General features: G+C 70.3%; 16 protein-coding genes. 10 read left to right on the top strand and 6 right to left on the bottom strand.

What is annotated here, in order from left to right:
* Positions 1-162 precede the first annotated feature (162 nt).
* Genes AAG688_RS08345 through AAG688_RS08330 form a run of 4 tightly spaced genes read left to right on the top strand, consistent with a single transcriptional unit; the run spans position 163 to position 4,240 of the window.
* A complete protein-coding gene (locus AAG688_RS08345; RefSeq protein ID WP_411834879.1) occupies positions 163-1,530 on the top strand; it encodes an FAD-dependent oxidoreductase in 1,368 nt (455 codons plus the stop codon).
* Positions 1,530-2,990: an exodeoxyribonuclease I gene (sbcB, locus tag AAG688_RS08340; protein ID WP_411834878.1), complete on the top strand. Its 1,461-nt coding sequence runs from the start codon at positions 1,530-1,532 to the stop codon at positions 2,988-2,990. The genes AAG688_RS08345 and sbcB overlap by 1 nt, the downstream gene beginning before the upstream one ends.
* Position 2,991: 1 nt before the next feature.
* A complete protein-coding gene (locus tag AAG688_RS08335; protein WP_411834877.1) occupies positions 2,992-3,678 on the top strand; it encodes a DUF2461 domain-containing protein in 687 nt (228 codons plus the stop codon).
* A 25-nt stretch (positions 3,679-3,703) separates the two neighbouring features.
* The gene (locus tag AAG688_RS08330) at positions 3,704-4,240 is read left to right on the top strand and encodes a DUF2939 domain-containing protein (RefSeq protein ID WP_411834875.1); all 537 of its coding nucleotides are present in this window, start codon (positions 3,704-3,706) and stop codon (positions 4,238-4,240) included.
* Between the two features lie 110 nt (positions 4,241-4,350).
* On the opposite strand, the gene AAG688_RS08325 is transcribed toward AAG688_RS08330, so the two are convergent.
* Positions 4,351-6,033, bottom strand: a complete 1,683-nt coding sequence (locus AAG688_RS08325; protein WP_411834874.1) for a hypothetical protein — start codon at positions 6,031-6,033, stop codon at positions 4,351-4,353.
* Between the two features lie 16 nt (positions 6,034-6,049).
* Positions 6,050-6,646 carry an NfuA family Fe-S biogenesis protein gene (locus AAG688_RS08320; RefSeq protein WP_411834873.1) on the bottom strand — a complete coding sequence of 199 codons (597 nt, stop codon included), beginning with the start codon at positions 6,644-6,646 and terminating at the stop codon, positions 6,050-6,052.
* Positions 6,647-6,738: 92 nt separating this feature from the next.
* Between AAG688_RS08320 and AAG688_RS08315 the strand changes: the two genes are divergently transcribed.
* On the top strand, positions 6,739-7,086 hold the full coding sequence (locus AAG688_RS08315) for a 4a-hydroxytetrahydrobiopterin dehydratase (RefSeq protein WP_411834872.1): 348 nt from the start codon (positions 6,739-6,741) through the stop codon (positions 7,084-7,086).
* Positions 7,083-7,487, top strand: a complete 405-nt coding sequence (locus tag AAG688_RS08310) for an energy transducer TonB (RefSeq protein WP_411834871.1) — start codon at positions 7,083-7,085, stop codon at positions 7,485-7,487. Before AAG688_RS08315 ends, AAG688_RS08310 begins: the two co-directional genes overlap by 4 nt.
* Positions 7,488-7,610: 123 nt before the next feature.
* Here the strand turns inward: AAG688_RS08310 and AAG688_RS08305 are convergent, their stop codons facing one another.
* Together AAG688_RS08305 and AAG688_RS08300 are read right to left on the bottom strand one after the other, a co-directional pair.
* A complete protein-coding gene (locus AAG688_RS08305) occupies positions 7,611-9,491 on the bottom strand; it encodes an immunoglobulin domain-containing protein (protein WP_411834870.1) in 1,881 nt (626 codons plus the stop codon).
* A gap of 91 nt (positions 9,492-9,582) precedes the next feature.
* A complete protein-coding gene (locus tag AAG688_RS08300; protein ID WP_411834869.1) occupies positions 9,583-10,569 on the bottom strand; it encodes an RluA family pseudouridine synthase in 987 nt (328 codons plus the stop codon).
* A gap of 424 nt (positions 10,570-10,993) precedes the next feature.
* Between AAG688_RS08300 and AAG688_RS08295 the strand changes: the two genes are divergently transcribed.
* Together AAG688_RS08295 and AAG688_RS08290 are read left to right on the top strand one after the other, a co-directional pair.
* Positions 10,994-14,239 carry an Rne/Rng family ribonuclease gene (locus AAG688_RS08295; RefSeq protein ID WP_411834868.1) on the top strand — a complete coding sequence of 1,082 codons (3,246 nt, stop codon included), beginning with the start codon at positions 10,994-10,996 and terminating at the stop codon, positions 14,237-14,239.
* Positions 14,240-14,729: 490 nt separating this feature from the next.
* Positions 14,730-15,773, top strand: a complete 1,044-nt coding sequence (locus AAG688_RS08290; protein WP_411834867.1) for a hypothetical protein — start codon at positions 14,730-14,732, stop codon at positions 15,771-15,773.
* Positions 15,774-15,870: 97 nt separating this feature from the next.
* Here the strand turns inward: AAG688_RS08290 and AAG688_RS08285 are convergent, their stop codons facing one another.
* Positions 15,871-16,518 carry a response regulator gene (locus AAG688_RS08285; RefSeq protein ID WP_411834866.1) on the bottom strand — a complete coding sequence of 216 codons (648 nt, stop codon included), beginning with the start codon at positions 16,516-16,518 and terminating at the stop codon, positions 15,871-15,873.
* Positions 16,519-16,683: 165 nt separating this feature from the next.
* Here AAG688_RS08285 and AAG688_RS08280 point away from each other — a divergent pair, with 165 nt between their 5' ends.
* Both AAG688_RS08280 and AAG688_RS08275 read left to right on the top strand, forming a co-directional pair.
* Positions 16,684-17,577, top strand: a complete 894-nt coding sequence (locus AAG688_RS08280; RefSeq protein WP_411834865.1) for a M28 family metallopeptidase — start codon at positions 16,684-16,686, stop codon at positions 17,575-17,577.
* A 94-nt stretch (positions 17,578-17,671) separates the two neighbouring features.
* Positions 17,672-17,896 carry a hypothetical protein gene (locus tag AAG688_RS08275; protein ID WP_411834864.1) on the top strand — a complete coding sequence of 75 codons (225 nt, stop codon included), beginning with the start codon at positions 17,672-17,674 and terminating at the stop codon, positions 17,894-17,896.
* 115 nt (positions 17,897-18,011) lie between these two features.
* On the opposite strand, the gene ligD is transcribed toward AAG688_RS08275, so the two are convergent.
* A complete protein-coding gene (gene ligD / locus AAG688_RS08270; protein WP_411834863.1) occupies positions 18,012-20,585 on the bottom strand; it encodes a DNA ligase D in 2,574 nt (857 codons plus the stop codon).
* Between the last annotated feature and the right edge of the window lie 57 nt (positions 20,586-20,642).

Genomic DNA, 20,642 nt, shown 5'->3' with positions numbered 1-20,642 from the left:
GTAGAGCGGAGCTTGCTCCGCTGCTTCGACCATCACGAAGCCGGCACAGCCGAGCAAGCTCGGCTCTACATGCGGGCTTTTCCGGAACGCTCCCTGGCCGGCGATCGCGGAACAGGGTTCAAACACTGGTCCCCGCCTTCGCGGGGATGACGGGTCATCGCATTGAACACTGACGACACTCGCTCCCTCACCATCATCGGCGCCGGCCTCGCCGGCGCGCTGCTGGCCACCCTGCTCGCGCGCGAAGGCTGGCGCGTCGACGTGCACGAGAAGCGCGGCGATCCGCGTGTGCGCGGCTACGAGGGCGGGCGCTCGATCAACCTGGCGCTGGCCGAGCGCGGCCGCCACGCGCTGCGCCAGGCCGACGCCGACGAGGCGGTGATGCGGCAGGCGGTGATGATGCGCGGCCGCATGGTGCATTCGCTCGACGGCCACCAGCACCTGCAGCGCTACGGGCGCGACGACAGCGAGGTCATCTGGTCGATCCACCGCGGCGATCTCAACATCACCCTGCTGGACCTGGCCGAACAGGCCGGCGCGCGCCTGCATTTCCACCAGCGCCTGGACACGGTGGACTTCGACGCCCGCCGCGCGCGCTTCGTCGACGATCGCGACGGCGGCATGCGCGAAACGGAATTCGACTCGCTGGTCGGCGCCGACGGCGCAGGTTCGTCGCTGCGCGCGGCGATGGCCCAGCGCATCGAACTGGGCGAGCGCACCGACTTCCTCGATCACTCCTACAAGGAACTGGAAATCCCGCCCGCGGCCGACGGCGGCTTCCTGATCGAGCCCAACGCACTGCACATCTGGCCGCGCGGCCACTACATGTGCATCGCCCTGCCCAACGACGAGAAGACCTTCACCGTCACCGTGTTCCTGCCCAACCAGGGCGATCCCAGCTTCGCCAGCGTGGGCAGCGGCGCGCAGGCGCGGGCGCTGTTCGAACGCGACTTCGCCGACGCGCTGGCGCTGATCCCCGACCTGGAGCAGGACTGGGAGCGCAACCCGCCGGGCCTGCTGGCCACGCTTTACCTGGATCGCTGGCACCTGGACGGGCGTGCGGTGCTGCTGGGCGACGCCGCGCACGCGATGGTGCCCTTCCACGGCCAGGGCATGAACTGCGCGTTCGAGGACTGCGTGGCGTTGGCCCGGCAGTTGCTCAGGAACTCCGATCGCGCCGCCGCCTTCGCCGCCTTCCAGGCCGAGCGCAAGCCCAACGCAGAGGCCATCCAGGCGATGGCGCTGGAGAACTACGTCGAGATGCGCGACCGCGTCGACGATCCCGACTTCCTTCTGCAACGCGAGCTGGAGCGCACCCTGCAACTGCGCCACCCGGGCCGCTTCGTCCCGCACTACACGATGGTCACCTTCATGCGCATCCCGTACGCGCTGGCGCACCGGCGCAGCGAGATCCAGCGCGGGATCCTGGTCGCCGCCACCGCCGGGCTGGCCTCGCTGGAGCAGGTGGACTGGCGGGCGGTCGACACGGCGGTGCTGGAGCGCCTGCAACTGCTGGAGGAAACGGCCTGATGGCGGCCAGCTTCCTGTTCTACGACCTGGAGACCTTCGGCACCGATCCGCGCCGCACGCGCATCGCCCAGTTCGCCGCGCTGCGCACCGACGCCGAGTTGCGCATGATCGACGAACCGCTCAGCTTCTTCGTCAAGCCCGCCGACGACCTGCTGCCCTCGCCCGCCGCCACCCTGATCACCGGCATCACCCCGCAGCGCGCGCTGGCCGAGGGCGTCAACGAGGCCGAAGCCTTCGCCCGCATCTTCGACGAGATGGCGCGGCCGGAGACCTGCACGCTCGGCTACAACTCGCTGCGCTTCGACGACGAGTTCGTCCGCCACGGGCTGTTCCGCAATTTCTTCGACCCATACGAGCGCGAGTGGCGCGGCGGCAACTCGCGCTGGGACCTGCTCGACGCGCTGCGGCTGATGCATGCGCTGCGGCCGGACGGCGTGCAGTGGCCGCTGCGCGAGGACGGCGCGGTGTCGTTCCGCCTGGAGCACCTGGCCGAGCTCAACGGCGTGCGCGACGGCGACGCCCACGAGGCGCTGTCGGACGTGTACGCCACCGTCGGCATGGCCCGGGCGATGCGGCGCGCGCAGCCGCGGCTGTGGGAATACGCGCTGCAACTGCGCGACAAGCGCTTCGCCGCGCGCCTGCTGGACTGCGTGGCGATGCAGCCGGTGCTGCACGTCTCCCAGCGCTACCCGGCCAGCCGCCTGTGCGCGGCGCCGGTGCTGCCGCTGTGCCGGCACCCGCGCTACGACAACCGCGTGGTGGTGTTCGACCTCGACGGCGACGTCGACGCGCTGCTGGAACTGCCGGCCGAGCAGATCGCCCACCGCCTCTACACGCCCGCCGCCGAACTGCCGGAAGGACAGGCGCGCATCCCGCTGAAGGAAGTCCACCTGAACAAGGCGCCGGCACTGGTCGCCTGGTCGCACCTGCGCCCGGCGGACTTCGAGCGCCTGCGCATCGATCCCGCGCGCGTCGAACGCACCGCATCGCGGCTGCGCGGGCAGGCGCCGGCGCTGGCCGAGAAGATCCGCCAGGTCTTCGCCGATACCCGCGAGCACCCGCCCGCCGACGCCGATGCGTCGCTGTACGCCGGCTTCCTCGCCGACGGCGACCGCCGCCGCTTCGCCGAGGTGCGCGCCACGCCGCCGGAAGCGCTGGGCACGCGCGCGTTCGCCTTCTCCGACGCGCGCCTGCCGGAACTGCTGTTCCGCTACCGCGCGCGCAACTGGCCGCAATCGTTGACGCCGCAGGAACGCGCGCGCTGGGACGATTACCGCCGCCTGCGGCTGGAGCAGGACAGCGGGCTTTCCGAATACGGCCTGTCCGGCTTCGATGCCGAGATCGCCGCGCTGCGCGCCGCGCACGCCGGCGACACGCGGCAGGCGGCACTGCTGGACGCCCTGCAAGCCTGGGGCGACGGACTGCGCGAAGGATTGCGCCCCACCGCCATCGCGCACTGACATGACGACCTATTTCTCCGACGCCAGCCTGAAGTTCCTGCGCGGTCTGGCGCGCAACAACGACAAGACCTGGTTCAACGCGCACCGCGAGCAGTACGAGGAGCACGTGCGCCGTCCGTTCCAGCGGCTGCTGGTCGACCTGCAGCCGGATCTGGCCGCCATCAGCACGCGCTACAGCGCCGACCCGCGCCCAGTCGGCGGCTCGATGTACCGCATCTTCCGCGACGCGCGCTATTCCAGCGACAAGTCGCCGTACAAGCCCTGGCAGGGCGCGCGCCTGTGCCACGAACGTCGCAAGCAGGTGCCCGCGCCGTCGTTCTACATCCACCTGCAACCGGGCGAGAACTTCGTCGGCGCCGGCCTGTGGCATCCCGAACCGGACACCCAGCGGCGCGTGCGCCAGTTCATCTTCGACAACCCCGGCGGCTGGAAGGCGGCGACGCACAAGCCCGGGTTCCGCCGCCGCTACGAATTCGACACCGAGGACAGGCTGTCGCGCCCGCCGCGCGGTTATCCGGCCGATTTCGAGTTCATCGAGGATCTCAAGCACCGCAACTTCGTGTTCTGGCGGCAGCTGGACGACGCGGTGATGACCGGCCCGCGGCTGCGGCAGGTGCTGGTCGCCGACTTCAACGCGCTGGCCCCGTTCGTGGACTACCTGTGCGCGGCGCTGGACCTGGAGTTCTGATCGCCTGTCGCAAGGAGAGGCACGCATGAAGAAGATCCTCGCGCTCGTCGTGGCCGCCATGCTCGCGCTGGCGGCCTGGGTTGCCGCCGGCCCGTACCTGGCCATCCACGGCATCCGCACCGCGCTGGCCGAGCAGGACACCGGCAGGCTGGAAAGGCACGTCGATTTCCCCGCCCTGCGCGTCAGCCTGCGCGCGCAGTTGCAGGACAGGCTGGCGCGCGAGGTCGGCACGCGGACGCAGTCGAGCATGCTGGGCTCGATTGCGCTGGCATTGGCCGGCAACGCGGTCGGCGCAGGCGTCGATACGGCCGTCACGCCCCTGGGCATCGGCGCGCTGCTGCAGGGACGCGCGGTGTGGAAGAAGGCCACCGCGCAGACCGTCGGCGGCGACACCTATGCGCCCGCCGTGCCGTACGAGCCGCTGAAGGATGCACGGCACCGCTACGAATCGCCCTCGCGCTTCACCGCCACCCTCCTCGACGAGGACGGCGACCCGGTGGTGTTCGTGTTCAGCCGCCAGGGCCTGCGCTGGCGGCTGACCGACATCCGGTTGCCGCTGTAGCGGCGGGTGCGCCGCCAGCGTCATCCAGCGCCGCTGCTTGCGGCCGCTCGAAGTCGCCGGCTTCCCGCCTGCGCGGGACCGACGGGCAAGGCGGATTCGTCCGGGTTTTCCTAGCTGTCGGTCGGGAGCGGCGTGCGCTTGACCGGTATCTCCGGCGGCGGGCGCGCCTGCGCCGGCTGCTCGTTGAGGTTGGGATCGGTGATGCCGCAGCCGCCACCGAGCTGCAGCAGCGACACCACGCAGCGCAGCTTCTTGTTGGTGCCGGGAATCGGGATGTAGGTCTCGCGGATGTTCCTGCGCACCCATTCGGCCAGCAGCGATTCGTTGGGCACCCAGTACTTGTCGAAGGAGGTCGGCTCGTAATCGTAGGGCGGACGCTGCAGCCAGGTGCCGGACTGGTCGATGCGCTCGCGCGTCCAGGCGTCGTTGTCGCCGCCCGGGGCGCCGCGCTGCGCGCTGCTGTCGCCACCCGCGCCGGGGGCGCGCACGCTGCCATCGGCATTGAACAGGCCCGGCTGGCGGCCGGCGCTGGCGCCGGAATCGCCCGGCCGGTTGCGATCGGAAACGCCCCAGTCGTCGCCGCGCACCGGCGCGGTCCAGCCGTCGCTGCGATCGGCCGCCGCGGGCCCGGCGCCGCTGGCCGCGGGCTGGTTGCCGCGTGCGGCGGCCTCACGGGCGGCCTGCGAGGCGCCGGCGCTGGCCGCGCTGGCGGGCGCCGCGCTGTCCGCCGAAGGCGCGGGAGCGCTGCCGGTCGTGGAGGCGGTGCCGGTGGCGGCCTGCGATGGCGAGGGCGCGGCAATTTCGGCCTGCCGCAGCTGCGCCTCCGGCGCGCGCAGCTCGGGCGAACGCAGCGGCTGCGACGGCACCCGTACTTCGCGGATCGTCGGCGTCTCCAGCGGAGCCGGCGCGGCGATCTCACGCTGCCTCAGCTCCTGCACGGGACGTTCGATGCGCGGCACGTCGAGCGGGCGCGCCGGCGTCTCGGCGCGCAACTGCGGGCGCTGGGCGACGGTGATCTCGCGCTCGGGCACCTGCATCGCCGGCGACGGCCGCGGGGCCACCTCGCGGCTGGGTTCCAGCGGCGGCGGCAGGACGAATTCGCGCGTCGGCAGCGGCGTCTCGGTGACCTGCAACGGCTGCGGGGCGGCGGCAGGCTCGGGGATCTCGCGCGCCTGCAGCGGCGGCGCATCGCTGTCGAACGCCGGCGCGATTTCCGGCACCTGCACGGCGCCGGACACGGGCGGCGGCGCGCTGGCCTGCGCATCGCGCGAAGCGGAAGCCGGCGCCGCGGAAGCGGCCGCGGCGGCGGGCGCCGCTTCTCCCTGCGCCGCGGCCGCGCCGGCGCCTTCCTGCTCGGGTGTGCCACGGCCGATGAACTCCACCTGCACCCGGCTGCCCTCGCTGTCGGAGGACGATGGCGGCGGCGGTAGCCGCACCACCGCCACCAGCACCAGCAACAGCCCGAACAGCAGGTGCATCAGCGTGCTGACGGCCGCGCCGGTCCAGCGCAGGCCGCGCTCCTCGCGCAGCGGTCCTTCCCAGGTCTGGTGGAACAGCGAGCGCAGCGCGCGCCACGGCGTCAGCGCCGGCGCGATGCCGGTGTTCGCCGGCCGCGGCCGCGCCGCGCACGCGGCCACCAGCGATTCGGCCCTGGCCCGGCTGATGATGCCCAGCCGCTCCGGCACCCCGCGCAGCCACAGGCCCCAGCCGTAGGGCAGGCCGGTATGGCGTTCGAGCACCGGCATGGGCCGGCGTGGCAGCAGTTCGCGGACGAGGTCGGCGGCTGTCGTCACCGGCGCGGTACGGGTTTCAGTTCGCCTGTCCGCGCGGGATGTAGGGCGCCGCGCCGCTGTCGTGGTCGGTGGCGTCGCGCACCGCGGTGATGCCCGGCACCCGCGCCATCAGCGTCTTCTCGATGCCCTGCTTGAGCGTCACGTCGGCCATGCCGCAGCCGTGGCAGCCGCCGCCGAAGCGCAGCAGCACCACGCCGTCGCCGGTCACTTCCTGCACCGACACCCGGCCCTTGTGCTGGGCCAACTGCGGGTTGATCTCGTTGTCGATCACCCAGCGCACGCGCTCGACGATGGAGGACGATTCGGCCGGCGCCTCGCCCTTGATCTTCGGCGCCTTGATGGTCAGCTGCTGGCCCGCGCCCTGGCTGACGTAGTCGATCTCGGCGCCATCGAGCCATTGCACGCTGGCCGCGTCGACGTAGAGGGTGAAGCCCTGGCAATCGACCGCCCATTCGTCGCCGGCCAGGTCGGCCGGCTCGGCGAACTCCAGGCGGGCGTCGGCGCGCGCGGTGCCGGCGTCGACGGCGCTCAGCCGCACGCCGAGGCCGGGCAGCGCCTCGCGTTCGATCAACTTGCGGAAATGCGCCTGCGCGCTGTCGGAAATCTGGATCATGCGGGGTATTCTAGCGGTCCGCCCGCGGCGCCGTTCACACCCGTTGCCGCGGGCGGGTCCGGCGTTCAGCCAGCCCTGCCCAGGAGTCCTCCATGTCCGATCTGGTTCCCCTCGTCCGCGCCCACTGCCTGCCGTTGCGCGGCAGCGAACACCGGCTGGGCCAGGCGCGCATCGCCGAACTGCTGCCCGAGATTCCCGGCTGGGAACTGGTCGAGGACGGCCATGCGCTGAGCAAGACCTTCCATTTCGACAACTACTACCAGACCTTGGCGTTCGTGAACGCGCTGGCCTTCGTCGCCCACCGCGAGGATCACCATCCCGACCTGGGCGTGCATTACAACCGTGCGGTGGTGCGCTATTCCACCCACGACGTCGGCGGCCTGAGCGAGAACGACTTCATCTGCGCGGCCAAGGCCGACGCGCTGGCGGAGGGGCGATGAACGCGCGCCTGCCATCGGCGCTGGCCCTGCTCGCCCTGGCCGCCTGCCGGGGCGGCGGCGACGCTCCCGCCGCGCCGGTGATTGCGCCGACCGAACTGGCGGCCACGCGTACGCCGCCGCCGGACTATCCGCTGGCGCTGGCCTGCGCCAACATCGGCGGCACCGTGCTGTTGCAGGTCACCGTCAGCCAGACCGGCAACCCCTCCGCCCTCCGGCTGCTCGACAGCAGCGGCAACGAGCAGCTCGACCAGCTCGCGCAAGCGCGGGTCAGGGAATGGGAGTTCAAGGCCGCCACCCGCAACGGCCAGCCGGTCAGCCAGACCTTCCAGGTGCCGGTGACCTTCACCCCGCCGCTGGAGCGCCCGAGCGAATGCTTCGCGCTGGACGCGGGACGGAACTGAGGCAACCCGTTCCAGCGTCTTGCTGCATCACTCCGGGATGGACACCCGTCCATCCCGATTCTCGTCCCGTGTGTCTGGCAGCCACGATTCGGGGCCTGCGCGAGCGTTGCCGAATACGCCCGGCTACTTTCCCGCCGACACGGCCGGCGGGGTTCTCGAAGGCCTGCCGTGGTAGGTCGGGGTCTTCTGAACAACGGGAGGGGCCACCTGGAACCCGTTGCCGTTGCGCAACGGATGCGGATAGGGATACGCGTTGTAGTTCGGCCGCTTGAACAGATACCAATCGCGCCCCTGCTGGAGGTATTGGGCGCAGCCACTGCCGTAGACGTTGACGCCCGTGCGGGTATTGTCCGGCTGCTTGTCGGCATCGTAGCCGTTGATCGTCGTCCAGGTATTGTTCCAGAGATGGACGGACCGCGACTGACCAGCCACCGGATAGCTGCCGCTGCACGAGGTGTCGGAGGTCAGGTAGAGGACATACGGATAGCGGAAAAAGGTGTTGTCGAAGATCACGCCATCACCGCCCCGGATGCCGACGCTGCTCGCAATCACCGAGCTGCTTTCGGTCGTCAGGGTGTTGTTGTAGATCTCCCAACTGGACGAACCGCGGGAGCCGCCATGCGCGTCGATTTCGGCCCAGTTGCGCGCGCGCTGGCTTGACACGATGTCGTTGTAGCGAAAGACATAGCGCGAACCATTGTTCGAGGCGATGCTGTGGCGGTTGTCGTGGAAATAATTGGCTTCCACGAACACCGACTCCGCCGTGCCGAGTTCTAGCGGCCGCGCGCTTCCGTCGCCATATACGACGACGCCATAGCCGTAGCACGGATAGCTGCTGTCCGTTGACGAGCACTTGAAGTTGGACTTGAACTCGTTCTGGTAGATGACGCCACGCTGTGCGGCGCCGCGCAGATAAAGACCTGAATTGGAGAACTCGTTGAACTCCATGCCGTGTACCTTGAAGTCGCGGCAGGGACCCAGCAGGCCGACGCCACTGTCGTAGTCGTCACGGCGCGCGGCGTCGGTATTCAACCCGCTGACATTGTCATTGCCGATCAAGCTCATGCCCGAGATGTCCAGCCTGCTGCCCGCGATACAGGTGAAACGGAGCACAAAGCCCTTGTCCTGCTCGCTGGTACTCGCACTGACGGCCGTGGTGCGCCTGATCACCGTCTGCCCCATCCCGGCGCCGCTCACGGTCAGATCGCCCTTGAGGGTCAGCGCCACCATGCTGTCCTTCCAGTCACAGGTACCCGCCGGAATCTTCACGCTGCCGCCGGCTGGCGCACTGTTCAGGGCCGCCTGCACATCGGCGGCCGAGCAACTCTTGGCGACGTTCAGGGGATTTACCGTGAGTGTTGCCACCTGGCTCGTCACCGCTCCCACCGTATTGCTCACATTGACGGTGTAGCTGCCCGCATCGGCGGCCGTGGCCGATGCGATGACGCAGGTCGCCTGCGTGCAGGCAGGCACCTGGGCGCCGTTCCGGGACCAGCGGTAGGCCAGCGGCGCGGTCCCCGTCGCCACCACGCTGAAGGTCGCCCGCGCGCCTTCATTGACCGTCACGCTGGCCGGTTGCGTGGTGATGGAAGGTGCGATGTTCTGCGTCACCGTCAGCACGGCCGCGGCACTGGTCACCGCGCCCGCCGCATTGCTCACGTTGACGGTGTAGCTGCCTGCATCGGCAGCCGTGGCCGATGCGATGACGCAGGCCGCCTGCGTGCAGGCAGGCACCTGGGCGCCGTTCCGAGACCAGCGGTAGGCCAGCGGCGCGGTCCCCGTCGCCACCACGCCGAACGTCGCCCGCGCGCCCTGGCTGACCGTCGCACTGGCGGGGTGCGTGGTGATGGCGGGCGCTTCGACCACTCGCATGGCCGGATAGGGCGTACTCATGATGCGCGGCTGGGCCAGCGCGGAGTAGACCGGACAGATGGCAATCAGCCCAAGCGATGCCAACAGCGCGCCTTTTCCCCATCGAGCCAATAACGCAACGACCTTGGACATTGCCTTATCCCTTTGTGAAAACAACTCCCTGCATGCCGGCTCTCGGGCCGGCGGATCGACCCGGCTTCAAACAGTCCCCGATTTCCCGATGCTATACCAAATGGTTCAATGCCGCGCGCAGGTCTTCGGCCAACGGCGCATTGAGCACGTAAGGGGTCTTGCCGCCGTCGAGCGCGAACTCCAGCGAGGCCGCGTGCAGGAACAGGCGCTTTAACCCGATCTGCTCGCGCAGGCGCTTGTTGACCGCCGCGTCGCCGTACTTGTCGTCGCCGGCGACCGGGTGGCCGATGTGCCGCGCATGCACGCGGATCTGGTGGGTGCGGCCGGTCTCGATGCGCACTTCGCAATACGAATGCCCGCCGCGACGCTCCAGCACGCGGAAATGGCTCAGCGACGGCTTGCCGCCCGGATTGACCTGCACGTGGCGCTCGCCGCCTTGGCGCAGGCCCACGTGCAGCGGCGCATCGACCGTCATCACCCCGTCGGGCATGCGCCCGACCAGCAGGGTCAGGTAGCGCTTGACGATGGCGCGGTCGCCGTCGCTGTCCTCGCGCATCAGCGCCTGCAGCTCGGTCAGCGCCGAGCGCTTCTTGGCCAGGATCAGCAGGCCGGAGGTGTCGCGGTCGAGCCGGTGGACCAGTTCCAGCGACTGGTTGGGCCGCAGCGCGCGCATCGTCTCGATGGCGCCGTGGCTGATGCCGCTGCCGCCGTGGCTGGCCACGCCGGTGGGCTTGTTGATCACCAGCAGGCGCGCGTCCTCGAACACGATGGCCTGCTCCATCCGTTGCAGGAAGCCGGCCGGCGGCGGCGCATTGTCTCCGGTCTCGTTGAGATTGACCGGCGGGATGCGCACCTCGTCGCCCGCCTCCAGCTTGCGCTCGGCCTTGGCGCGGCCGCCGTTGACCCGCACCTGGCCGCTGCGCACCAGCTTGTAGATCAGGCTGCGCGGGGCACCTTTCAGTTGGCCCAACAGGTAGTTGTCCAGCCGCTGGCCGGCGCGGTCGGCCTGCACGGTGACGGTGCGCACGGCGGTCTTGCCGGCGGCGGGAACGGGGGGGCGGGAAGTCTGAACGGTCATCCGGGTTTTTCTGATACACTCGCCAGGCGAGATAAGGGTTTGATTTCGCAGGAAGTTAGGCAGTCGTTATCGCCGCGGGCCAGAAGCCCAGCTTTCCGCGATTCCGGTCGAGTGCGCGGCCACCGCCCCCGGGGCGGCCATGTTAGCGGCTTGCCGGCGAACCCGGATACCGCCCGGTGTGTCAGACACCGGAGCTAGAGATGACCCGTGTGGCGCCACCGCGAGGAAAGCTGCCGCCGGCCCGTGACAATCCATTACTACAAAGCGCTCCCGCGGCTTGCCGTGGTGTCGTAGCGCTGGAAACCCCGACCTGCCCCGCTGCGCCTGCGCAAGGGGCGGGAAAAGATGCGCCCTCCCCGGAGGGCCGGTTCCAGAGGCGAAACGCCACGGCGTTCCGCGCGGTAGCAGCGCGCGAGGAACGCAAATGAAACGCATGTTGATCAACGCCACGCAGGAAGAAGAACTGCGCGTGGCCATCGTCGATGGACAGACCCTGTACGACATCGACATCGAGCAGCCGTCCAAGGAACAGAAGAAGTCCAACATCTACAAGGGCCGCATCACCCGGCTCGAACCGTCCCTCGAGGCGGCCTTCGTCGAATACGGTGGCGACCGCCACGGCTTCCTGCCGCTGAAGGAAATCTCCCGCGATTATTTCCAGGCCGGGGTCGATCCCAACAAGGCCGGGCTGCGCGAGCTGCTGCGCGAGGGCCAGGAGGTCGTGGTCCAGGTCGACAAGGACGAGCGCGGCAACAAGGGCGCGGCGCTGACCACGTTCATCTCGCTGGCCGGCCGCTACATGGTGCTGATGCCCAACTCGCCGACCGCCGGCGGCGTGTCCCGCCGCATCGAGGGCGAGGACCGCGCCGAGCTCAAGCGCGCGATGGACGCGCTGAACATCCCCGACGAGATGGGCGTCATCATCCGCACCGCCGGCGTCGGCCGCGACGCCGAAGAGCTGCAGTGGGACCTGGACTACCTGCTCAGCGTCTGGCGCTCGATCGCCGAGGCCGCGCTGAGCAAGCCGGCGCCGTTCCTGATCTACCAGGAGTCGCGCCTGATCGTGCGCGCCCTGCGCGACTACCTGCGCGCCGACGTCGGCGAGATCCTGGTCGACACCGAGGAAATGTACGAGACCGCGCGCGAGTTCATGCAGCAGGTGATGCCGCACAACCTGCGCAAGCTCAAGCACTACAAGGACGACATCCCGCTGTTCAACCGCTTCCAGATCGAATCGCAGATCGAGGCGGCCTACGAGCGCAACGTGCGCCTGCCCTCCGGCGGCTCGATCGTGGTCGACCAGACCGAGGCGCTGACCGCCATCGACGTCAACTCAGCGCGCGCCACCAAGGGCGGCGACATCGAGGAGACCGCGTTCCAGACCAACCTGGAGGCGGCCGAGGAAGTGGCCCGCCAGCTGCGCCTGCGCGACCTCGGCGGCCTGGTGGTGATCGACTTCATCGACATGTCGTCGAACAAGCACCAGCGCGAGGTCGAGAACAAGCTGCAGAACGCGCTCAGGTACGACCGCGCGCGCGTGCAGCTGGGCCGCATCTCGCGCTTCGGCCTGCTGGAGATGAGCCGCCAGCGCCTGCGCCCGAGCCTGGGCGAGTCCAGCCAGATCGTCTGCCCGCGCTGCGAGGGCCACGGCCGCATGCGCAGCGTCGAGTCGCTGTCACTGTCGATCATCCGCGTCGCGGAAGAGCACGCGATGAAGGACAACACCGGGCAGGTGCTGATCCAGGCGCCGGTGGAGATCGCCAACTTCCTGCTCAACGAGAAGCGCGGCGCGCTGCGCGAGATCGAGCGCCGCCACGACGCGCCCATCGTCATCGTCGCCGACGAGCAGCTGCACACCCCGCACTACGAGGTCACCCGCATCCGCGAGAACGAGCTCGGCGAGGAAACCAGCAAGCCCAGCTACCAGCGCGGCACCCCGCGCAAGCTGCCGGTGCACGCGCTGACCAAGGCGCAGCTCAACATCCCGCCGGCCCCGGCCGTCACCCAGGTCAAGCATTCCTCGCCCGCCCCGGTGCGCGAGGAACGCGAGGCGCCCGCCCCCGCTCCGGCGGCACCCGCGCCGGTGCCGGTGGCCGTCGCCGCGCCCGCCAGCGGCGGCATCGTCGGCTGGTTCAAGCGCCTGCTGACCGGCGAGGCGCCCGCTGCCGCGCAGCCGGCTACCAGGCCGCAGGAAGGCCAGCGCCGCGGCGAGCGCAACGATCGCGGCGGCCGCCGCGACAATCGCGACAACCGGGGCCAGCCACAGGGCCGCGGCGCCGGCGGCGCGCGCAAGGACGAACCGCGCGCCAAGGCGCAGGCCGGCGGCGCCCAGCCGGGCCAGAAGCCGCGCGGCGAGAACCCGCCGCCACAGTCGCAGAAGCAGCCGCGCCCGCAGACGCCCAAGCCGCCGAAGCAGCAGCCGCAAGCCGGCGCCGCGCAGGCACAGGCGCAGCAGCCGGCCGCGAATGCCGGCAAGCCGCAGCCGCCCGCGCGCGAAGTCGCCAAGCCGCAGGCCAGGCAGGATGCCGCGCCGGCCGCCATCGAGAAGGCGCCGGCAACGGCCGCGGCCGCTGCGGCGGCTCCGATCGCCACGGCCACCGAGGCCGAGGCCGTCCGCAAGCCGGTGCAGCCGCCGGTCGAACCGACGCAGCCGGTCGAGGCGATCGCCGCGGCCCCGGCCACCGGGACCGCCGCCGAAGCCTCGGTGCCGGGCGATGCCGCCGCTGCGGCAAGTGATGCGGAAACCGGCGAAGCGGGCAGCCGCCGCCGCCGTGGCCGTCGTGGCGGCCGTCGCCGCCGCCGTGGCAATGGCGAAAGCGGCGCGCAGGAGAACCTGGCCGATGACGGCACGTTCGAAGGCGACGACGACGGCGAGGAAGGCGGCGACGCCCCCGCGACCGCCACCGCCCCGCGCAGCCATCCCGAGTTCGATTTCGACGACGTCGCCGCGCCGCAGGCCCCGGCGCCCTCGCCGGCCCGGACGCGCCGCGAGACCGCTCCCGCTGCCGTCGCGGGTGCCAGCGCGGTCGATGCGGTGACTACCACGCTGGAACAGGAAGTCCCCGCGCCTCAGGAAGCCGTGCAGGAACCCACGGCGGACCCGGTCGCTCCCGCCGGCACGCCTGCGCCTGCCGTCGCGCTGGACGAACCCGCTTCCCCGGCCAGGGCCGAGGAGGTGGTGTTGATCCAGGCGACCCCGGTACAGGGGGTGGAACAAGAAGCCCAGCCCGTTGCATCGACCCCGGCCCCGGCCGCCGTCACCACGGACAAGCCGGAAACGGTGACGATCGTGGAAACGGAAACCGCCAGTGTCGAAGCTCAGCGGCAACCGGCACCTGGGACCCCGTCCCCCATCGCCGACGTGGCATCGCCAGTGCAGGAAGCCGCCGAGGCGCAGGCGGACGAAGGCCATCGCGAGGAAGCGGTAGCGGTCGTGCCCGTGGCGCAGTCTCCGGTGGACGAAACGGCGGCCCCGTCCAAGACCAAGGACGCCCCGGCACCGTCGCGCGGCAGCACCGGTTCGCTGTTCTTCGTCGCCGACGCCGACACCCCGCCCTCGGTCACGCGCGGTTTGTTCGACCCGCTGCCGCAGCAGCCCGAGGAAGAAGGCGCGCAGGCCAAAGCACCGGTCGCCACGGACAGGCAGGAAGATCCCGACCGCCCCGCCTGACGACACCGTCTGCAGCACCCGCCACCGGCCGCCTCGCGCGGCCGGTGGCGTTTCCGGGACCAGGCGGCCAATCCGCAACGCTGGGCAATGCGAGCCCGTACGGAAAGACGCCACCGCCATCGCCAATCGTCCCCGCATGTTTTCCCGGCCGTGGCGTTCCGCCAACAGTCACCGCGGCTTTCCCCGCCGCCCCTACAATCACCGCATCTTTCGGCAAGCCGCTGCATCGAACGCATGGAAGCGAAGCCCGTCTCCGCAACGCCAATCGCATGCCGGCGAATGTTCCATTCCCGTCGTTGCCATGCCTCTTCGCCTGCGCGTCGCCAAGGCCGGATGGCGCATGCCCCATTCCCCGGCATGATGCGCGCGCCCCACGGCAGGGCGTCCTGCGGACCGCCCGGGCTCCCATGCCGGATGCGCGGGAGATACGCGGTCCGCACCCGATATGGACGAACCCACCCAACGCTGCAACGAACGCGAGACGAGGCCCATGATCAAGCACGCCGACTACTTCCGGATCCTGCAAACCCTGCTGCGTTGCCACGGCGGTCCGGCCATGACGCAAGCCGAGGGATTGCCCCATCCCAGGAACGTCCACTTGATTGAGCGGGTCCAGGAAGGCATCGACGGCGGGCGGTTCATCGCGACCGAACAGGTTGCCGAAGGGATACGCATCACGTTCGAGAACAACCGCAACCGCTTCCTGATCAGGAAGACGGATTCCGGGAAAATCGATCCCCCGCTGTACTTCGAGGAAGACGGCCAGTGGGCGCTGGATTTCAAGACTTCCTCGATCATTTTGCTGACCGATTTCGCCATGCACCTGCACCGGAACGCCGCGCACAGGACCCAGCGCGACGATCTCGGCGGGCAGGCGGCGCTGAAGGAGCATTTCCGGTTGATCTGCAAGGAAAAGGACTTCTTCAGCGAGATCTGGCTGCATGCGGAAACGGACTGTTTCGCCCTGCTGGACCGGGTCGAGGAAAGGATTTTCTTCGTGGCGGATAAGGCGGAGACCATCGCCAGGATCGATTCGCTGTTTCCTCGCCCCGCCGCGGCCAGGCCGCGGAAACCCGGCAAGACGAAGGCCGCGCCCGTTTCCGGCTTCCTGGCCGATGCGTACCTGGTGGACGGCGATCTGCACGGCAAGGCGAAGCTGCCCGGCCATGCGCATCCGGTCGAGGTAGTCTTCGAGTCGGAAAATGGCGAGACCGATTTCTCGCAAGCCCTGGATTTCGGCGAGGCGGTCATCGGCAAGCTGACCCCGCGCAAGCAGGCGCAGCTGCTGGAACGAATCGCGAACGAGATCGCCCACGCGGTATTCAGCCAGTCGGACCGTGATGAAGACGAACGCGATCTCGCCGGCCGCCTCAAGGAGGATCTGCGGATCGCCTGCCTGGTCTTCGTCGAACAGGACATCCTGATGATCCTGGCGGCGGACGGACTGTTCCCCCGCCGGGAGGTGGTCGCGCAACTGGATGGCAGGCTCTCGCCCGTCGACATCACGCTGGCAGAGGCTCCCGCGGCGCGATGACCCGCCAACGCGGGCGTGGCGGCCACGTCGTCGCCTCCACTGGGGTCCATCCCGCGCAATGCGGCCGGTCTGACCGCTTTTCCGCCGGGAAGCGGACTCAGAGCGCCCGTGCCGGATCCAGCAGGCCGTACTGCGCGGCCAGCCGCGCCAGCGCGATGTTGTCGTGCACGCCGGTCTTCTCGAACAGCCGCGACTTGTGCGTGTTGACGGTCTTGGCGCTCAGGCTCAGCCGGCGGGCGATGTCGTCCTGGCGCATGCCCTGGGTGAGCAGCATCGCCACCTCCAGTTCGCGCGGCGAGAGCGCGTCGAACGGCGAGCCCTCGCCGGCGACGCTGTGCAGGGCGAGGTTCTGCGCCACGTTGTTGCCGAGGTAGCGGCGCCCGCGCGAGACCTCGCGCACCGCGCGCACCAGTTCGGCCGCGTCGCCGCCCTTGCCGACGTAGCCGGAAGCGCCGGCCTCGAGGAGGCGCCGGGGCAGCGGGCCGTCCTCCAGCACCGAGACGATGATGACGCGGGTGCCGTGATCGCCGCGGACGATGCGCTCGGTCACCTCCAGCCCGCTGTAGCCGGGCAGGTGCAGATCGCACAGCACCACGTCCGGCGCCAGTTGCCGGATTTGCGGCAGCGCGGCCTCGCCGCTCTCGCTTTCGCCGACCACCTCGATGTCGTCCTCGCTGCCGAGGATCATCTTCATGCCGGCGCGCACCAGCGCGTGATCGTCCACCAGATATACGCGAATCTTCATCGATCGTTCCTCTCGTCCCTGTCTCCGTCCCAGACGGTCTCTGTCGAAGTCCGGTCGGGCGGCGCCTTGCCGTGGCGCCACTCACCGGTCGGCTGTCATCCCTGCGGCGCCGCCCACAGGCCGGCGCCGGTGCATACTCACACACTCGCCACCCGGGTAAAAGCCATGTCCCTGCACGCACGCCTGCTGTCCTGCCTGCTGTTGTCGCTGCTTCCGCTCGCCGCCGTCGCGCGCGACGCCGCCCCGGCGGCGGACTGGCGGCGCCAGGTCGCCGACATCAGCGCCGGCCACGACACCGCCGGGCGCGCCGCGGCCATCACCGCGCGGCTGGACAGGCTGGGCATCGCCTGGCAGCGCGAACCCTTCAGCCAGGACGGGCAATCCGGCATCAACCTGGTGGCCGATCTCGGCGGCCCCGAAGGCGCCCCGCTGCTGCTGCTCGGCGCCCACTACGACCGGGTCGAGATCGGGCACGGCGCCACCGACAACGCCTCCGGGGTGGCGGCGGTGATCGAGCTGGCGCGCGCCCTGCACCGCCAGCCGCTGGCCCGCCACCGCGCCCGCATCGTGTTCTGGGATCTGGAGGAAAAGGGCCTGCTCGGTTCGCGCGCCTGGGTCGCCACGCCGGGCCGCGAACGGCCGGCGCTGTACGTCAATTTCGACGTCTACGGCTGGGGCGACACGCTGTGGATGATGACCCTGCGGCAGGACGATCCGCTGGCCGCGGCGCTGCGCCCGCTGGTCGCCGCGCGCGGACTGCAACTGGTGGCCGGCGAACGCTACCCGCCCACCGATCACCTGCCCTTCCAGCGCGCCGGCTGGCCGGCGGTGTCGTTCTCACGGGTCGAAGGCACCGAAATCGAAGGCATCCTGCAGGTGTTCGCCGGGCAGCAGCCGGCCACGCCGCCGAAGGTGATGCAGGTCATCCACAGCCCCGGCGACACCCTCGCCGCGCTCGATGCGGCGCACCTGGAAGCCAGCGTGCAGGTGCTGGAACAGGCCCTGCGCCAGTGGGATCGCCGTGGCCCCGCCGCAGCCGCGCCGGCCGCCTCGCCCTGAACTGAACCGGCGCGGTTCCGCTCGGGCTTCCTTGGCGTCCTCATCACCCGGCCATCGCTAGATTGCCGGGCAGTTTCCGCTGTCCGCCGCACCCATGATGATGTTCGACCTGCCGTATGCGCCCGACGAGGAAGGAGCCTATCCGCTCTCGATCAACGAGTCGCCGCCGCTGCGCTTCTCCAGCCGCCAGGCCGCGCTGTCCTACGCGGTGAAGCTGGCCAACCAGCGCGCCGAGCACGGCAAGGACTACGCGATCAACCTCGAAGGCGGGGACGGCAAGTGGCGGCTGTTCCAGGGCCGCGCACGGATGCGCGCCTGAGCGCCATTCGGGGTTTTCCTGCCTCGCATCCGCTTCCACCCGATGGCGCGATGCCATGTGCGCGCACATACTCCCAGCCGTTCGCCGCCGCATGACGAGGTGGACTTCGCCTTCGTCATTTCCCCCCGGAGTCCCCACTCCCGGGTTTTTTTGCCCGGCCGCCGGCGGCCCTCAGGCGCAGCCGATCCTCCAGTCCCGACAGATCCTGGCGCAGGCGCGCGTAATCCTCCCAGGGATGGCCCGACAGGCGGCGCATGCGTCGCGGCGCGCTGTCGATGTCGAACGCATCGCCGCCGCGGATCCGCCCCAGTTCCTCCCAGCGCAGCGGCATCGCCACCGGCGCGCCTTCGCGGGCGCGCAGCGAGAACGACGCCACGCTGGTGGCGCCGCGGCCGTTGCGCAGGTAGTCGATAAAGATGCGCCCCTTGCGCAGCCGCTTGGTCGCGGTGGCGACGAAGCGCATCGGTTCGGCCGCGGCCATCGCCTCGGCGAACGCATGCGCGAACGGCTTGACCAGGTCCCAGTCGCAACCGGGCCGCAGCGGCACCACCACGTGCAGTCCCTTGCCGCCGGTGGTGCGCACGAAGGAATGCAGTTGCAGGCCCTCCAGTTGGCGGCGGACGTCGCGCGCGGCCTGGCGCACGTCCGCCCAGGCCACGCCCTCGCCCGGGTCCAGGTCGAAGACGATGCGATCGGCGCGCTCGGGCGTCGTGGCATGGCTTCCCCACGGATGGAATTCCAGCGCGTTGAACTGCACCAGTTCCATCAGCGACAGCGCATCCTCCACCACCAGGTAGTCGGCGCGCGTGCCTGATTCCTCCTCCAGCGCGACCGAGGCCACGTGCGCGAAACCGGCCGCATGGTGCTTCTGGAAGAAACAGGGCCGGCCCACGCCCTGCGGACAGCGCACGATCGACAGCGGCCGCCCGGCGATCTCCGGCAGCAGCCAGTCCGCCATCGCCAGGTAGTAGTCGGCGACCTGGCGCTTGCGGGTCCCCCGATCCGGGTAGACCACGCGCTCGGGGCTGCTCAGCGGCAGTTCCGCGGCCGTACGCGGCGTTTCCGCGTCGGCCTTCCGCATCCGCTTGCGCGTCCTGCCGGCGCCTTCGTCTCTCGCCTTGCCCATGCCGTCCTCCCGCTGCGGGCTGCGCAGATCGGCGATGGACTTGTCCTCGCGCAGCGTCTTGAACGAAGCCTGCCGCAACAGGCCCTGGTTGCCGATGCCGCGATGGAACACTTCCACCACTTCGCGCGGCGGCAGCCATCGCGCCGCACGCAGTTCCGGGTCATCGACGACGCCTTCCACCGTCGGCACATCGACCGCATGCGGCTGCAGGCGCCGCCGCAACCGCTCCAGCATTTCCCCGCTGAAACCGCTGCCGACCCGGCCGGCGTAGCGCCATCCGCCGCGGCCGTGCGGGCGCGCCAGCAGCAGCGCGCCCAGGCCGCTGCGCCGGCCCTTGGGCAGGGTATAGCCGACCACGGCGAACTCGTCGCTGTGCGCCTGCTTGGTCTTGCGCCAGTCGTCGCCGCGGCCGCCGCGATAGGGCGAGCGCGCGCGCTTGGAGATGATGCCTTCCAGCCTGCGTTGCAGTGCCGTCGCCAGCGCCTCCTCGCCGCGCCCGGTCACGTGCGAGCTGTAGATCAGGTGCGACGGCGGCGCGTCCAGCAGTTCCTGCAGCAGGGCCTTGCGCTGCACCAGCGGCGCGGCGGTGATGTCGCAGCCGGCCAGGTGCAGCAGGTCGAACAGCACGTAGTTCAGCGACGCCTGCTTCTCGCCCGACAACACGGCCTGCAACAGGCCGAAATCGGCCTGGGTGCCGGTGCCGGCGACCAGTTCACCATCCAGCGCGGCCTCGTGCAGGCGCAGGGAGCGCAACGCGGCGACGATGTCCGGCAGCCGGTGCGTCCACGGCAGCGCATTGCGCGACCACAACTGCACGTCGCCCGCCTTGATGACCGCCAGCAGGCGGTAGCCGTCCCACTTGGCTTCGTGCACCCAGTCCTCGCCGGCCGGCGGGAACTCGCCCAGCCGCGCCAGTTCGGGTTCGAACGGGCCTTCCTTCAGCGTGCCGCGGCGCGCGCCCTGCAACTCGCCGGCCCGGCGCGCCAGCGCGGCGATCCGCCGGGCCGGGGTCTTGGCGGCCTGGCCGGCATCCGGGGCGCGCGTGGACGGCCCGGCGAGCAGATCGTCGGCCTCGACCGCGCCGGCATGCGCATCCTGCTCCTTGAACAGCAGCCATTCCGGCTGCCGCGCGCGGCGCGAGCTGCGCACCAGGTGCCAGCCGCCGCGCAGGCGCTCGCCGAACAGTTCGAAGCGCAGGTGGCCCTTTTCCAGCTGCGCCTGCGGATCCCCGGCGGTGGACCACACGCCGCGATCGAAGATCGCCACGTGGCCGGCGCCGTACTGGCCCTGCGGGATGTCGCCCTCGAAATCGGCATAGGCGACCGGATGATCCTCCACTTCCACCGCCAGCCGCTTGACGCCGGGATCGAAGCTCGGTCCCTTCGGCACCGCCCAGCTCTTCAATGCATCGCCCACCTGCAGGCGGAAGTCATAGTGGCGGCGGCCGGCATGGTGCAGCTGCACGACGAACAGCGGCCGGCGCCCGCGCGGCGGCGGCTTGCCCGGCTCGGGTTCGCGCGTGCGGGCGAACTCGCGCTTGCGTCGGTATTCGGCCAGCGTCATGTCCTTCTTATGCAGGCCGGACGGTCAACGGCGCGTAACGACGCTCGAACCGCGCGC

This window comes from Pseudoxanthomonas mexicana, assembly GCF_046736355.1.
Lineage (GTDB): Bacteria > Pseudomonadota > Gammaproteobacteria > Xanthomonadales > Xanthomonadaceae > Pseudoxanthomonas_A > Pseudoxanthomonas_A mexicana_B.
This window is presented reverse-complemented; position numbering and strand designations above follow the sequence as displayed.

Excerpts from the sequence above, each read along its gene's own strand:
- sbcB (WP_411834878.1), top strand. The coding sequence starts at position 1,530 with ATGGCGGCCAGCTTCCTGTTCTACGACCTGGAGACCTTCGGCACCGAT.
- AAG688_RS08335 (WP_411834877.1), top strand. The coding sequence starts at position 2,992 with ATGACGACCTATTTCTCCGACGCCAGCCTGAAGTTCCTGCGCGGTCTG.
- AAG688_RS08330 (WP_411834875.1), top strand. The coding sequence starts at position 3,704 with ATGAAGAAGATCCTCGCGCTCGTCGTGGCCGCCATGCTCGCGCTGGCG.
- AAG688_RS08320 (WP_411834873.1), bottom strand. The coding sequence starts at position 6,646 with ATGATCCAGATTTCCGACAGCGCGCAGGCGCATTTCCGCAAGTTGATC.
- AAG688_RS08315 (WP_411834872.1), top strand. The coding sequence starts at position 6,739 with ATGTCCGATCTGGTTCCCCTCGTCCGCGCCCACTGCCTGCCGTTGCGC.
- AAG688_RS08310 (WP_411834871.1), top strand. The coding sequence starts at position 7,083 with ATGAACGCGCGCCTGCCATCGGCGCTGGCCCTGCTCGCCCTGGCCGCC.
- AAG688_RS08305 (WP_411834870.1), bottom strand. The coding sequence starts at position 9,491 with ATGTCCAAGGTCGTTGCGTTATTGGCTCGATGGGGAAAAGGCGCGCTG.
- AAG688_RS08300 (WP_411834869.1), bottom strand. The coding sequence starts at position 10,569 with ATGACCGTTCAGACTTCCCGCCCCCCCGTTCCCGCCGCCGGCAAGACC.
- AAG688_RS08295 (WP_411834868.1), top strand. The coding sequence starts at position 10,994 with ATGAAACGCATGTTGATCAACGCCACGCAGGAAGAAGAACTGCGCGTG.
- AAG688_RS08290 (WP_411834867.1), top strand. The coding sequence starts at position 14,730 with ATGATCAAGCACGCCGACTACTTCCGGATCCTGCAAACCCTGCTGCGT.
- AAG688_RS08285 (WP_411834866.1), bottom strand. The coding sequence starts at position 16,518 with ATGAAGATTCGCGTATATCTGGTGGACGATCACGCGCTGGTGCGCGCC.
- AAG688_RS08280 (WP_411834865.1), top strand. The coding sequence starts at position 16,684 with ATGTCCCTGCACGCACGCCTGCTGTCCTGCCTGCTGTTGTCGCTGCTT.
- AAG688_RS08275 (WP_411834864.1), top strand. The coding sequence starts at position 17,672 with ATGATGATGTTCGACCTGCCGTATGCGCCCGACGAGGAAGGAGCCTAT.
- ligD (WP_411834863.1), bottom strand. The coding sequence starts at position 20,585 with ATGACGCTGGCCGAATACCGACGCAAGCGCGAGTTCGCCCGCACGCGC.